This window comes from Corynebacterium sp. 1103A (assembly GCF_055700955.1).
In genome coordinates this window covers 24,375-37,342 of record NZ_JASTTF010000011.1, presented here as the reverse complement: position 1 = coordinate 37,342, position 12,968 = coordinate 24,375, and the positions used below count along the sequence as shown (strand labels likewise).

Here is a 12,968-nt window from a genome sequence, read left to right as displayed (position 1 = left end):
ACTATGACGGTCGGACCCGCCCAAATTGCCATTATCATCCTGCTGATCGTGCTGCTTTTCGGCGCGAAGAAGCTGCCGGACCTGGCCCGCTCGATGGGTCGTTCCATGCGCATTTTCAAGTCGGAGGTCCACGAGATGGGCAACGACGACCAGCGCTACCAGGACGAGCAGCAGCAGCGCCAGCAACAGCAGGGCCAGATCAGCCAGACCCCGGCTAGCCAGCAGCAGTCGGACGAGGATTTCTGGAACAGCCCGCAGATGCAGCCGCGTTACGACCAGAACAACCAGCAGGCACCGCGCCCCGATAACCACTAAGGCTTAAAGCCCCCGTTCGCGGGACCTGCTCAATTTGTGTCGTGTTAACCAGGAAGTGTTCTAGAAGCGATGTCACCTAGCCCGAAGGGTTCTGAAGGCTCGCGGTCTCTGCCGCAACCGAGTGCTCGCGCCGGTGCGCCGGCGCGCCGTCAGCGGCCCCGCGGCGGCGCGTGGTCACGCCTGAAGCAGGCGCAGGAGGCCCGCCGGGCCAAAAAGAACCCGACGGGGGAGATGACGCTTATTGAGCACCTCCAGGAGCTGCGCCGGCGCATTGTCTATGCGCTGCTGGCCCTGGTTGTGGGCACGCTCATCGGATTTTTCTGGTACCAGCACGCCCCGTTCGGCTGGTCCACGCTGGGCGAGATCCTGCGCGAGCCGTATTGTGCGCTGCCGGCGGACAAGCGCGCCGACTTCACCAACGACGGCACCTGCCGCCTGCTTGCCACCACCCCGTTCGAGATGCTCATGCTGCGCATCAAGGTCGGTGCCTTGGCCGGCGCGGTGATCTCTTCGCCCGTCTGGCTCTACCAGGTCTGGGCGTTCATCGTGCCGGGCCTGCACAAGAAGGAAAAGCGCTACACCTTCATGTTCGTTAGCGTCGCCGGCGTTCTCTTCGTCGCCGGCGCGGCGCTGGCGTACTTCGTCCTCTCCGAGGGCCTGGAGTTCCTGATGTCCGTCGGCGCGGAGTACCAGACCGCCGCGCTGACCGGTAAGGAGTATTTCGGCCTGATGCTGACCATGCTCATCCTCTTCGGCATCGCCTTTGAGGTCCCGCTGATCATCATCGCGCTGAACCTGGTGGGGGTGCTCGAGTACGAGCACGTCAAGGGCAAGCGCCGCATCCTGTTCATCATCGTGATGATCATCTCCGCCTTCATCACCCCGGCCGATCCTTATTCGCTCATCGCCTTGTCGGGCGCCCTGTGGATCCTCATCGAGTCGGCCTTCCAGTTCTGCCGCATCAATGACAAGCGCCGCAACCGCGAGCGCCCCGACTGGATGGACCTGGACGACGAGCAGGCCTCGCCACTGGGCTCCGGCCCGGGTGCCGTGGGCCTAGCCGAGCCGGTTCCCGCACCGACCCCGGTCAACCCGCCGAGCAGCCACCCGCACGCCCCGGCACCCGCGCGTCCGGCGAGCGCGCAGGCCCAGCCGCAGCCGCAGCAGAACAGCCGCCCGGCCCGCCCGCAGCAACCGGAGAGCGGCTTCTTCGACGACGTCCTCTAGCGCCGGGTAAGCTGGGCGGCTATGACGCAGTCGCACCTGGAATACTTCTCGCACAACCTGTCCTATTCGCTCGATGAGTTCCAGCTACTCGGCTGCCAGGCGGTAGAGCGCGGAAGCGGCGTGCTGGTCTGCGCGCCGACCGGCGCCGGCAAGACCGTCGTCGGCGAATTCGCGGTCTCCCTGGCGCTGTCCCGGGGGACTAAGTGCTTTTACACCACCCCGATTAAGGCGCTGAGCAACCAGAAGTACCACGACCTGGTCGACCAGCACGGCGAGGACGCCGTCGGCCTGCTCACCGGTGACGTCTCCATCAACGGCGACGCCGAGATCGTCGTGATGACCACCGAGGTGCTGCGCAACATGATCTACGCGAAGTCGCCCGCGCTGGAGCGCCTAAGCCACGTGGTCATGGACGAGATCCACTTCCTGGCCGACGCCTCCCGCGGCGCGGTCTGGGAAGAGGTGATTCTCAACCTGGACGAGTACGTCGCTATCATCGGGCTGTCCGCCACAGTGTCGAACTCGGAGGAGTTCGGCCGCTGGCTGCGCGCCGTGCGCGGCGAGACGGAGATCATCGTCTCCGAGCACCGCCCGGTGCCGCTGGACCAGTGGATGATGATCGGCCACCAGGTCTATTCGCTTTTCGAACCCGGCACCGACGGAGAAGTCAACCGCGAGCTCATCCGCCGCGTGCGCCGCCTGGAGGCAGGCGATACGGACGAGGGCCGCGCGGACTACCAGTCGGGTAAAGGCTTCCGGGCGCGCTCGGTCGGCGGCCGCAGCGGCGCGCGCCGTCCGCAGGATCGCTACCGCCCGCTGGGCCGCCCGGAAGTCCTCAAGGCCCTGCAGAGCAAGGACATGCTACCGGCCATTACCTTCATCTTTTCCCGCGCTGGCTGCGACGGCGCTCTCTACCAGTGCCTGCGTTCCCGGATGAGCCTGACCACGCCGGAGGAGGCCGCGGAGATCCTCGAGACGGTCAACGCCGGGGTCGAGGGGATCCCGGAAGAAGACCTGGAGGTGCTGAACTTTAAGTCCTGGCGCACGGCGTTAAGCCGGGGTTTCGCCGCCCACCACGCCGGGATGCTGCCGGCCTTCCGTCACATCGTCGAAGACCTCTTCGTCCGCGGGCTGGTGCGCGCGGTCTTCGCCACGGAGACCCTGGCGCTGGGCATTAACATGCCGGCCCGCACGGTCGTGCTGGAAAAGCTCATCAAGTTCAACGGCGAGGCCCACGTGGATCTTACCCCGGGCCAGTACACGCAGCTGACCGGCCGCGCCGGCCGCCGCGGCATCGACACGCTGGGCAATGCGGTGGTCCAGTGGGCCCCGGCGATGGACCCGCACTACGTCGCAGGTCTGGCCTCCACGCGCACCTACCCGCTGGTCTCCACCTTCCAGCCCGGCTACAACATGGCCATCAACCTGCTGGGCATGCTCGGCTTCGAGGATTCGTTGCGACTGATGGAGAAGTCCTTCGCGCAGTTCCAGGCCGACGGCTCCGTAGTCGAGGAGACCCGGCAGGTCGAAAAGGCCGAGCACCGCGCCCGCCAGCTGCGCGAGCAGCTCGACGAGCTGATTACTGCGCTGGCCCCGCCGGCTAGCGATGCCGCCACCGCCCGCCAGGAGCTGCTGGACTATATCCAGCTGCGCCAAGAGCTGACCGCGGAGGAGCGTTCCTCCCAGGTCAGCGGCAAGGAGGAGCGCTCCAAGGAGGTCGCCACGGTGCTGGCCAAGCTGCAGGTCGGCGACGTCATCGCGCTGGCCACCAAGAAGCAGCCGCTGCTGGCAGTGGTCAACACCCCGGCTAACCAGACCAAGGATCCGCGCCCGTGGGTGACCACAGAGGGCGGCTGGTCGGGCCGCATCGATGCCGCCGGCATCGCCAACCCGCCCATCGTGGTCGGCCACATGAAGCTGCCCCGGCGGGTGACCAAGGCGCCGCGCAAGTCCGCGGGCTACGTGCAAAAGCTTTTCCAGCGCAAGAAGTACCCGCGGCCGAAGAAGATGCGCCTGGCCCCGCGCCACCGGCCCAACAAGAAGGTGGGCGAGCTGCGCGATGCCATCCGGCAGCACCCGGTCCATGCCTGGCCGGCCACGGACCGGGAACAGTTGGCCAGCATGGCGCATAAGCTGGCCCGGCGCGAGAAGGACGCGGAGAAGCTGCGCGCCAAGATCACCCAGGCCACCGACACCCTGGGCCGCACCTTCGAGCGGATCGTTGACCTGCTGTCCGAGATGGACTACGTCGAGTTCGTCGGGGCGGGCGAGGACCGGCACCCGGAGATCACCGACGAGGGCGAGCGCCTGGCCAAGATCCACAACGAGTCGGATCTCTTGGTCGCGCAGTGCCTCAAGCGCGGGATCTGGAACGACCTGGACCCGGCGGAGCTGGCCGGGGTGGTCTCCCTGTGCACCTTCGAAAACCGCAAGGCCACCCGCGGCGAGCCGGAAGCCGCCACCGACGCCATGGCCGATGCCATGAACGACACCTGGCGCATCTACACCGAGCTGGTCGCTGACGAGCAGCGCCACCACCTGCCGGTCACCCGTGAGCCGGAGCCCGGCTTTGCCCTGGCCATGCACCAGTGGGCCGCAGGAGCCCCGTTGGGCTACTGCCTGGCCGCGGCCGCCGAGTGCGGCGCGGAGCTGACCCCCGGCGACTTCGTACGCTGGTGCCGCCAGGTGGTGGACCTGCTCCAGCAGGTCGCCAAGACCGGCTACGAGGACGGAATCCGGGCCAACGCCCGCCGGGCGATGGACGCTATCCAGCGCGGCGTCGTCGCCATCGGCGCTTAAGGCCCCCACACGGCCCAGCCGCTATTTAGTAGGGCTCAGTGCACAACGCCGCGGCGGCGGCGCGGATGGCCGGCAGGTGCGGTGCGAGCACGCTGACCGTGGCCACCCCGAGGTTGGTCCCGAAAGGATCCGCGATAAGTGACTGCGTGGCGACGATTGTGCCGTCCGCAATGACCGGTCCGCCGGAGTCGCCCTTGACCGTCGGGGGAGCGTTGCGCACCAGGGCCGCGGGCCGCACGACGGTGCGCAGGTTGCGCCCGAACGCTAGGGGAAGTCCGAAGAGGACCCGACCCCAGCGGGGTTGGGCCGCCTGGCGCCCGGTGGCCCCGTCGAGCCCGCCGAATCCGTAGGTGATGACCTCCTGGTCCCACTCGGGCCGGGCCGCGGATAGCCCGAGCAGGGCCGGCGCCTCTACTGGGTGGTGTAGGAGGGCGAGGGCGCAGTCGGTGCCGTCGATGGTGCGCACCGCCAGGATCCGGCGGCGCCACTTCTTGCCGCCGGTAAACCCGGTGACTTGGTAGCCGCACCGCCCCGCGGTGCGGAAGAAGTGGGCGCAGGTAAGCACCAGGCGGGTGCTTCGTGGGCCCTCGGCAGCATGGCCGGTGCCGCTGTGCGGCTCGGCGATGAGAACGCCGGAGCAGACCCGGTTGCGCTCGTTGAGGCGCACGGTGGTGGAGCTGGCAATTTCTTCCAAATGGTCGAAGGAGTCATCCATGGGCGGTTACACTGTTGTCCTATGAGTGAAAATTCTTCTGCTTTCCCTTCCGAAGTCTATCGAAACCGGATCGCCGCGGCGCAGCAGCAAGCGCGCACCAACGACGTGGCCGCGCTGGTGATTAGCCCGGGCGCCGAGTTCGCCTATTTCACCGGTTCCTGGATGAGCTCGCATGAGCGTTTCAGCGCCCTGGCCATCCCGGCCGAGGGGGAGGCCTTCCTGCTAGCGCCGGCCACCGATGGTGCGGAGCTGGCCGCCGCTCCGGTCGCGGAGCTCAACCTGGCCTTCCACGGCTGGCAGGACGGCACCAACGCCCACGCGCTGGCGGCGGAGAAGCTGCGCGAAGCCCACGGCGCGGCGGCCGAAGACGGCGCACGCCTGGCGGTCTCTGGCATGATGGACGCCGCGCACCTGTTGGGCCTGCAGGCCCAGTTCCCGTCCGCGCAGTGGGTGGCCGCCGATCAGGTCATCGGCGCGTTGTTCTCCCGTAAGGACGGCGAGGAGATCGCGCAGCTGCGCGCGGCCGCGCTGGCTATCGATGCCGTCCACGCCCGCGTGCCCTCGCTGCTGCAGCCCGGCGTGACCGAGCAGCAGGTGGCGGACCAGCTTGAGGAGCTTATTCTGCAGGAGCACGACGCGGTCGACTTCGTCATCGTCGGCTCCGGCCCCAACGGTGCGAACCCGCACCACAGCTTCTCCGAGCGCGTCCTGAGCGACGGAGATCCGGTGGTCGTGGACATCGGAGGCACCTTCGGCGCCGGCTACCACTCGGACTGTACCCGCACCTACGTGGTCGGCGGCGACGCCTCCCGTGCGCCGGAGGACTTCCAGGCCGCCTACGAGGTGCTGCGCCAAGCCCACGCCGCCGGCATGGAGCAGGCCCGCCGCGGGGCCACCGCGGGCAGCGTTGACGATGCCTGCCGCACGGTCATCACGGACGCCGGCTGGGGCGAGTACTTCACCCACCGGACCGGGCACGGTATCGGTCTGTCCACGCATGAGGAGCCGTTCATCGCCGCCGGCAACGACTTGGAGCTGGCCGAGTCGATGACTTTTTCCATCGAGCCCGGCATCTACAAGGAAGGCGAGTGGGGCATGCGCCTAGAAGACATCGCCACCATCAACGGCGACGGCGTGGCCGAGAGCCTGAACGAGGGCGAGCGCGACCTGCGATGAGCGCGCAGAACACCACCGCCGATCACGCTGGCTCCGCGCCCCGGGTCCCAGGCGCTGTCCTGGTGCTGGGCGGGCGCTCGGATATCGGCACGGAGATCGCCGCGCTGCTCGCGCCCGGGCGGCGCGTGGTCCTCGCCGCCCGCGGCGAAGAAGGCATCGATGACCAACGCGCCCGACTGCGGGCAGCTGGCGCGCGGGAGGTCGACTTCCTCGACTTCGACGCGCTGGACATGGACAACCACCGCGCCGTGGTGAGTCGGGCCCGCGAGCTCGCCGGCGAGGTCACCACGGCCGTCGTGGCCTTCGGGATCCTGGGCGACCAGGAGCGCGCCGAGGCCGACGAGTCCCACGCAGCGCATATAGCCCAGCTGGATTACACCGCGCAGGTTTCCATGCTGACCGTGCTCGCCGATGAGATGGAGCGCGGGCACATCGTCGCGTTTTCCTCCATCGCCGGGTGGCGCGCCCGCCGCGCCAACTACGTCTACGGTTCCACGAAGGCCGGTTTGGACGCCTTCTGCCAGGGGCTGGCGGACCGACTGCACGGCGGGCCCCTGGCGCTGATCACGGCCCGTCCCGGCTTCGTCATCGGCTCCATGACCGAGGGCATGAAGCCCGCGCCGCTGTCCGTGACACCTGAGGTGGTGGCACGCTACGTCGTCGACGCCATCGGTAGGGAAGTGGACAAGGCCGCTGCCGGCGGCGCCTTGGCCAGCCGCACGCTGTGGATCCCCGGCACGCTCCGGTTCCTAGCGTGGGTGATGGCGCTCGTGCCGCGCCCCATCTGGCGGCACATGCCGCGCTAGCCCATGGGGCTGACCATGCCTTCCGGGCTCACCGCGCTAGCGTCGAAGATGAAGCCGCGGGGTGCCAACACGCGCAGCACGACGTCGGCGTCGCCCTCGGCGAGGCCGTGCAGGACGAGCCCGCCGAAGGGCGTGACGGTAATTGGCACGCCCAAATGCCCCAGCAGCGTGGCGTATTCGGCCGGCAGGACGCCGTCGGGCAGGGCAGTGCCCAGGTCCACGCGCCCGTCGTCGCAGTGATCCGCCAGCCACCCGATGGGCCCGACCGAGCCGGTGTTCGCAGGGAGATCACCCGTGCCAGCCGCACCAGCCCCATAGGCGGCGTCGGCAGCTTCCTGTTGGAGAAGCTCCCGGACGTGCTCCCAGGCCTCCTCCGGCTCGGGGTGGTGGGCCAGCTCCTCAGCCCCGCGGAAGACAGTAAAGGAGGACTCGGCCAGGACTACTCGGACTCGGGCGAGCACCGCGCGCAGCTGCTCGTCCTCGGTGCTGATAGCCACGCGGGGCGCGCCGGCCGGGCTGGCGGACTCCTCGTCGCCTAAGCGATCGGCGAGGCCGCGGGCGAATTCGCGGGCGGTAGCAGACAGGGGAGAGGCAAGAATCTGGTGACCGCTGCCCGGCCACGACAGCTGGCCCAGGCCGTGTGCTACGGCCTCCTCGTCCTGGATGCCGCGCAGGGCGACTCGGCTCCACGCACCCAGATAAACCTTGCCGTCGGCATAGTCGTAGGCCGTTTTCCCGAGCGCGAACCAGTCGTCCGGGCGGGTAAGCCCGCCGGGGATGAAGGTATCAGCTGCCAGCGCGGAATCAGAGTGAGAGAAATTCAGCAATGCCATGGGCAGTAGTCTAATTGCCGTCGCCGTGTGCAAGTCTCACCGACGCCTTCGCGCCTGTTCCACATTGTCCAGTCAGGCAGGTAGGCTAGGGAATTATGCCGTTTCTGCTGTTTGTTGCCTACTTGGTTCTGGAAACCCTGACTTTTTGGGCTGTGGTCTCCCTCATTGGTGTGGCCTGGGCGCTAGTCGCCTTGTTCGCCACGATGTTCTTCGGGATGTCCATCGCCGGCTGGGAGGCGCGCCGGATCATGAGCTCCAAGGTTGTGCGCCAAGAAGACGGCACCGCCGTTATGCAGGACGATACCCCGGGCAAGACCGCCGGTAACGTCGGCCTGACCATGGTCGGCGGCATCCTGCTCACACTGCCGGGATTTTTCACCACGCTGGTGGGCCTGCTCTTTCTCTTCCCGCCGACCCGGGCGCTGCTGCGCGGCTTCATCGCCTTCCGCCTGGTACGTTCCGTGGAAAACTTCGGCGTGCGCCTCTACGACCGCAGCCCGATGTCGCAGCAGCACGACAGCTACGGCAGCTTTAGCGGTTCTGCTGGCGGCGCAGACGCGGCGCACGAGCCGACCGTGCTCGAGGAAGAAGAGATCCGCCGCTGGTCCGAAAACGCTAACCCGTCCGACTTCGGTGAGCCGGACACGGGCGATAGAGATGGCGACGACGGCGAGACCCCGGGGGATAAGCGCTAGTGTGGCGACTACTTGCCCGGTGGCTACTGGCGGCCGGGTCGGGGGCGGTGGTCTATACCGGCTACGCCCCGCTGAATTGGTGGCCTATGGCGTGTGTGGGCATCGCCCTGTTCTATTTCAGCCTGTCCCCATGGCGCGGGGAGCGCGTCTCGCTGCGCCTGGGCGCGGGGCTGGGGTTTGTCCACGGTTTTGCTACCTACGCGCTGTTGCTGCCATGGATCGGGGAGCTGGTCGGTAACACGCCCTACCTGGCCCTGGCGGTGGCGCTGAGCCTCTACGCCATCCTGACCGGGCTGTGCGGGGCAGCGGTAGCGCGCTGGCGCTTTGGCTTCCTCGCCTTCCCACTTATCTATCTTGCCGTCGAGTTTGTGCGCTCGTCGGTACCTTTTGGCGGCTTCGCCTGGGTGCGCCTGGCGTGGGGCCAGGTCAACGGGCCCCTGGCACAGCTGGTCCAGTGGGGCGGGCCCGCGCTGGTGACGGTGGCGGCCAGCCTGCTGGGCACGAGCCTGGTGGCGGTCTGGTCGCGGCGCCACGTCGTTCGCTTCACGGCCATTGGCGTTATCGTGGCGGTCTTTGCCGCCAGCTTCGTCGCTGGCTGGATCCGCGGCATGACCGGCCACGAGACCGGGCGGGTGACCGTCGCAGCCGTGCAGGGCAACGTCCCGCGCATGGGCCTGGACTTCAACGCCCAGCGCCGCGCGGTCCTCAACAACCACGTGAGGGTGACCAAGCAGCTAGCGGAAGACGGCCACGAGCCGGACCTGGTCATCTGGCCGGAGAATTCCTCGGACGTCAACCCCTTCACGGACGAGGAGGCCCGCGCCTCCATCGAGAGCGCCGTCGAGGCCGTCGGCGTGCCGATCCTGGTCGGTACCTTGACTTACGATGAGGTCGGCGCGCGCAACACCATGCAGGTCTTCGAGCTGGGCGGGCACCCGGGCGATCGCCACTACAAGAAGTACCTGCAGCCTTTCGGTGAGACCATGCCCATGCGGGATTTTTTCGCCAAGTTGTCCGACTACGTGGAGCTGGCCGGCGACTTCAAACCCGGCGACGGCAACGGCGTGGTGAACATGGCCGGCGTCGCGGTTGGCGTTGCCACCTGCTACGAGGTCATCTTCGACCAGGCTTTCCGCACCGCGGTGCAGTCTGGCGCGCAGATCCTGACCACCCCGACCAACAACGCCACCTTCGGCTTTTCTGACATGACCTACCAGCAGCTGGCCATGAGCCGCATGCGGGCGCTGGAAACCGACCGTGCGGTGGTGGTCCCGGCGACCTCCGGTGTCTCCGCCATCGTGCACCCGGACGGGAAGATCAGCCAGGAGTCCAATATCTTCGAGGCCAAATACCTGGTTGAGGATCTGCCACTGCGCAGCGGCGAGACGCTTGCGGTACGCTTTGGTTCGATCCTAGAACTGGCCATGGTTATTATTGGTGGAGTATTAACGCTGGCTGTCCTGATCTCTGCCGGATCCCGGCGGTCGGCCGCCGCAAGCCCCACGGCCGCAAGGGCGAAGAAGAACACCCGCTCCACGCGGGCCAAGAAGTAGAAGGAGTCTCCCACTCGTGACCGCTAACTCAGCGTCGACGCTGGTCATCATCCCCACCTTCAACGAGCTGGAAAACCTCCCGCTCATTACCGGCCGCGTGCGCTCCGCCACCCCGGACGTCCACGTCTTGGTCGTGGACGATAACTCCCCGGACGGCACCGGCGACTTGGCCGATGAGCTGGCCGCGAAGGATGAGAAGCTCCACGTGCTGCACCGAGAGGGCAAGGGCGGCTTGCTGGGCGCCTACCTCGCCGGCTTCGAGTGGGGCCTGGAGCGCGACTACCACGTCCTGTGCGAGATGGACGCGGACGGCTCCCACGCCCCGGAACAGCTGCACCTGCTGCTGGAAGCCATCGATGACGGCGCCGACCTGGTGATCGGCTCCCGCTACATCCCGGGCGGGGAGACCGTCAACTGGCCGGCCTCCCGCGAGTACCTGTCCCGCCTGGGCAACATCTACATCTCGGTGGCCCTCGGCGCCGGCCTGTCGGACATGACCGCCGGCTACCGTGCCTTCCGCCGTGAGCTGCTGGAGGCACTCGACTTCGACGAGCTGTCGAATGCCGGTTATATCTTCCAGGTGGACGTCGCCTTTCGCGCCGTCAAGAAGGGCTTCGACGTCCGCGAGGTGCCGATCACCTTCACCGAGCGCGAGTACGGCGAGTCCAAGCTCGATGGCTCGTTTGTCAAGGACTCGCTGTTCGAGGTCACCAAGTGGGGCGTGCAGCACCGCGCCGAGCAGGCCAGCGAGGTCGCGCATGAGACGGGCCGCATTGCCCAGCAGACCCTCAAGGAGATTGGTGCCCACGACCTGCCGCACAAGGCGGGCAAGAAGCTGCGCTGGCTCGGCGACTTTGGCGAGGAGCTGGGCAACCTGGCCAAGCACCAGTGGAAGTCCATGCGGCGCGGCTAGCATGCAATAGTTAGCGGGCGCGGTAGTCTAGTGAGAAGTTATTTTCCACTCGGATCGTTCGGCACGTACCTGCCGATGGAGGAGACACCATGGCTACCGTGAGCTTTAACCACGCCAGTTTGACCTACCCGGGGGCGCAAGCGCCGTCCGTCGACGACTTCGACTTGGAGATTGCCGACGGCGAGTTCCTCGTCTTGGTCGGCCCGTCGGGCTGCGGCAAATCGACCACGCTGCGAATGCTGGCGGGCCTCGAAGAGGTCACCTCGGGCAGCATTTTTATCGGTGACAAGGACGTCACCAGCCTCGACCCGCGCGAACGGGATATCGCCATGGTTTTCCAGAACTATGCGCTCTACCCGCACATGAGCGTGCGCGAGAATATGGGCTTCGCCCTGAAGCTGGCCGGGGAGTCGAAGGAAGAGATCAACCGGCGCGTCGATGAGGCGGCCCAGACCTTGGGCCTCGTCGATCTGCTCGACCGGAAGCCGAAGGCCCTCTCCGGCGGCCAGCGCCAGCGCGTGGCCATGGGGCGCGCCATCGTGCGCAATCCGCAGGTCTTCCTCATGGACGAGCCGCTGTCCAACCTGGACGCCAAGCTGCGCGTGCAGACCCGCACCCAGATCGCGGCCCTGCAGCGCCGCCTCGGCGTGACGACAGTGTACGTGACCCACGATCAGACGGAGGCGCTGACCATGGGCGACCGCATCGCGGTCCTCAACGGCGGCGTGCTTGAGCAGGTCGGCACCCCGCGTGAGCTCTACGAAGCCCCGCAGACCACCTTCGTGGCCGGGTTTATTGGCTCTCCGGCCATGAACCTGGGCCGGTTCACCGTCGACGACCAAGGCCGCGCGTCCTCCGGCGAAGCCTGGATCCAGCTGCCTGACGATGCCGTCCAGGCCCTAGCCGATGCCGGCGAGAAACAGGTCATCCTGGGCGTGCGCCCCGAGGCCCTGCAGTTGGTCGCGGAGGGCGAGGAGCGGGCCTCCGGCAGCGCCTCTATCCCGTTCGATCTGGAGCTGGTCGAGGAGCTCGGCGCGGACTCCTACCTCTACGGACAGATCCCGGGCGGCAGCGAGCTCAGCTCAGGGGCGACGACGGAGGAAGCCGCCTCGCCTACCGGCAACGAACTGGTCATGCGCGCTAAGCCGCGGACCGCGCCAGCCAAGGGCAGCCGGGTCGTGGCCACTGTGGACCCCAACCACGTGCACTGCTTCAGTGTGACTACCGGAAAGCGCATCAACAGCGCCGCAACTGTTCAGTAGCAAGAAAAACCGCCAGCCACTTAAGCCGTAAGCGCTAAGTGCTGGCGGTTGTTTCATAGCTCGGGGAGACGTGCCCCGCGCAAAGACTTATTTTTTATCCTTCTTTTCCTGCTGCTCGCGCAGCAGGCGGGCAGCGGAACGACGGCGCTTGCGCAGCTGCTGAATGCGCTCCTCGAGGAGCTCGTCGAGCTCGTCCAAGGAGCGGCGTTCGCATAGCATGTCCCAGTGGGTGCGCGGCGGCTTGGCCGGCTTGGACTCCACGCCTTCGCCCTCGACCAAGATGCCTACCTTGCCGTTCTTGCACATCCACTCTTCGGGGATTTCTGCGTCATCGGCAAAGGGCACCTCGTAGATATCGCCGTCTTCGGTGCGGTACTTCACCATCTGGCGGGGCGCAAGGTCGTGGTCGCGATCTGTTTCGTAGCTAACGGCGCCCATTCGGCTGCCACGGAGTACGCGATCTGCCATGCAACATCATCCTTTACTAAATTTACCTATGAAGGTGCGGGGCGATTACTATTCCCGCGCCCAGTCCTAACAGTATAACGAAGAACCCAGTGTGATTGTTCCCAGGTAGGGGTTAATGGGCTAAGGTAGTTTACCGTGATGCGTACTTCGGCTCATTCCCGCGAAAAAATCACCTGTCAGTGGTGCAATAGGGAAATGGTCCAAAA

The 12,968-nt window shown here is 66.8% G+C and carries 12 protein-coding genes; 9 read left to right on the top strand and 3 right to left on the bottom strand.

Features of this window, described 5'->3' with window-relative positions:
- Positions 1–3 precede the first annotated feature (3 nt).
- The 3 genes from tatA to QQS52_RS08575 all read left to right on the top strand — a co-directional run bounded on the left by tatA (position 4) and on the right by QQS52_RS08575 (position 4,341).
- Positions 4–315, top strand: coding sequence for a Sec-independent protein translocase subunit TatA (gene tatA / locus QQS52_RS08585; RefSeq protein WP_472773466.1), 312 nt, complete (start codon positions 4–6; stop codon positions 313–315).
- Positions 316–546: 231 nt separating this feature from the next.
- Positions 547–1,542 carry a twin-arginine translocase subunit TatC gene (gene tatC, locus QQS52_RS08580; protein ID WP_472773509.1) on the top strand — a complete coding sequence of 332 codons (996 nt, stop codon included), beginning with the start codon at positions 547–549 and terminating at the stop codon, positions 1,540–1,542.
- A 21-nt stretch (positions 1,543–1,563) separates the two neighbouring features.
- On the top strand, positions 1,564–4,341 hold the full coding sequence (locus QQS52_RS08575; protein ID WP_472773465.1) for a DEAD/DEAH box helicase: 2,778 nt from the start codon (positions 1,564–1,566) through the stop codon (positions 4,339–4,341).
- 25 nt (positions 4,342–4,366) lie between these two features.
- On the opposite strand, the gene QQS52_RS08570 is transcribed toward QQS52_RS08575, so the two are convergent.
- Entirely contained in the window at positions 4,367–5,056 is a 690-nt protein-coding gene (locus tag QQS52_RS08570) for a serine protease family protein (protein WP_472773464.1), read from the bottom strand.
- 21 nt (positions 5,057–5,077) lie between these two features.
- Here QQS52_RS08570 and QQS52_RS08565 point away from each other — a divergent pair, with 21 nt between their 5' ends.
- Both QQS52_RS08565 and QQS52_RS08560 read left to right on the top strand, forming a co-directional pair.
- Positions 5,078–6,232, top strand: coding sequence for a M24 family metallopeptidase (locus tag QQS52_RS08565; protein WP_472773463.1), 1,155 nt, complete (start codon positions 5,078–5,080; stop codon positions 6,230–6,232).
- A complete protein-coding gene (locus QQS52_RS08560) occupies positions 6,229–7,038 on the top strand; it encodes an SDR family oxidoreductase (protein WP_472773462.1) in 810 nt (269 codons plus the stop codon). Before QQS52_RS08565 ends, QQS52_RS08560 begins: the two co-directional genes overlap by 4 nt.
- On the opposite strand, the gene QQS52_RS08555 is transcribed toward QQS52_RS08560, so the two are convergent.
- Positions 7,035–7,871 carry a hypothetical protein gene (locus QQS52_RS08555; protein ID WP_472773461.1) on the bottom strand — a complete coding sequence of 279 codons (837 nt, stop codon included), beginning with the start codon at positions 7,869–7,871 and terminating at the stop codon, positions 7,035–7,037. The genes QQS52_RS08560 and QQS52_RS08555 overlap by 4 nt on opposite strands.
- A 95-nt stretch (positions 7,872–7,966) precedes the next feature.
- On the opposite strand from QQS52_RS08555, the gene QQS52_RS08550 reads away from it, so the two are divergent.
- From QQS52_RS08550 to QQS52_RS08535, 4 genes are all read left to right on the top strand, one after another.
- Positions 7,967–8,566, top strand: a complete 600-nt coding sequence (locus QQS52_RS08550; protein ID WP_472773460.1) for an FxsA family protein — start codon at positions 7,967–7,969, stop codon at positions 8,564–8,566.
- Entirely contained in the window at positions 8,566–10,119 is a 1,554-nt protein-coding gene (gene lnt, locus QQS52_RS08545; protein ID WP_472773459.1) for an apolipoprotein N-acyltransferase, read from the top strand. The genes QQS52_RS08550 and lnt overlap by 1 nt, the downstream gene beginning before the upstream one ends.
- A gap of 16 nt (positions 10,120–10,135) precedes the next feature.
- On the top strand, positions 10,136–11,032 hold the full coding sequence (locus tag QQS52_RS08540; RefSeq protein ID WP_472773458.1) for a polyprenol monophosphomannose synthase: 897 nt from the start codon (positions 10,136–10,138) through the stop codon (positions 11,030–11,032).
- An 89-nt stretch (positions 11,033–11,121) separates the two neighbouring features.
- Positions 11,122–12,294 (top strand): ABC transporter ATP-binding protein, encoded by a 1,173-nt coding sequence (locus tag QQS52_RS08535; protein WP_472773457.1) that lies wholly within the window; start codon positions 11,122–11,124, stop codon positions 12,292–12,294.
- A gap of 87 nt (positions 12,295–12,381) precedes the next feature.
- On the opposite strand, the gene QQS52_RS08530 is transcribed toward QQS52_RS08535, so the two are convergent.
- The gene (locus QQS52_RS08530) at positions 12,382–12,762 is read right to left on the bottom strand and encodes an RNA polymerase-binding protein RbpA (protein WP_472773456.1); all 381 of its coding nucleotides are present in this window, start codon (positions 12,760–12,762) and stop codon (positions 12,382–12,384) included.
- Positions 12,763–12,968: the final 206 nt, after the last annotated feature.

What these genes read in the sequence shown, in the direction of transcription:
- tatA (WP_472773466.1), top strand. Translation starts at nt 4, where the DNA reads ATGACGGTCGGACCCGCCCAAATTGCCATTATCATCCTGCTGATCGTG.
- tatC (WP_472773509.1), top strand. Translation starts at nt 547, where the DNA reads ATGACGCTTATTGAGCACCTCCAGGAGCTGCGCCGGCGCATTGTCTAT.
- QQS52_RS08575 (WP_472773465.1), top strand. Translation starts at nt 1,564, where the DNA reads ATGACGCAGTCGCACCTGGAATACTTCTCGCACAACCTGTCCTATTCG.
- QQS52_RS08570 (WP_472773464.1), bottom strand. Translation starts at nt 5,056, where the DNA reads ATGGATGACTCCTTCGACCATTTGGAAGAAATTGCCAGCTCCACCACC.
- QQS52_RS08565 (WP_472773463.1), top strand. Translation starts at nt 5,078, where the DNA reads ATGAGTGAAAATTCTTCTGCTTTCCCTTCCGAAGTCTATCGAAACCGG.
- QQS52_RS08560 (WP_472773462.1), top strand. Translation starts at nt 6,229, where the DNA reads ATGAGCGCGCAGAACACCACCGCCGATCACGCTGGCTCCGCGCCCCGG.
- QQS52_RS08555 (WP_472773461.1), bottom strand. Translation starts at nt 7,871, where the DNA reads ATGGCATTGCTGAATTTCTCTCACTCTGATTCCGCGCTGGCAGCTGAT.
- QQS52_RS08550 (WP_472773460.1), top strand. Translation starts at nt 7,967, where the DNA reads ATGCCGTTTCTGCTGTTTGTTGCCTACTTGGTTCTGGAAACCCTGACT.
- QQS52_RS08535 (WP_472773457.1), top strand. Translation starts at nt 11,122, where the DNA reads ATGGCTACCGTGAGCTTTAACCACGCCAGTTTGACCTACCCGGGGGCG.
- QQS52_RS08530 (WP_472773456.1), bottom strand. Translation starts at nt 12,762, where the DNA reads ATGGCAGATCGCGTACTCCGTGGCAGCCGAATGGGCGCCGTTAGCTAC.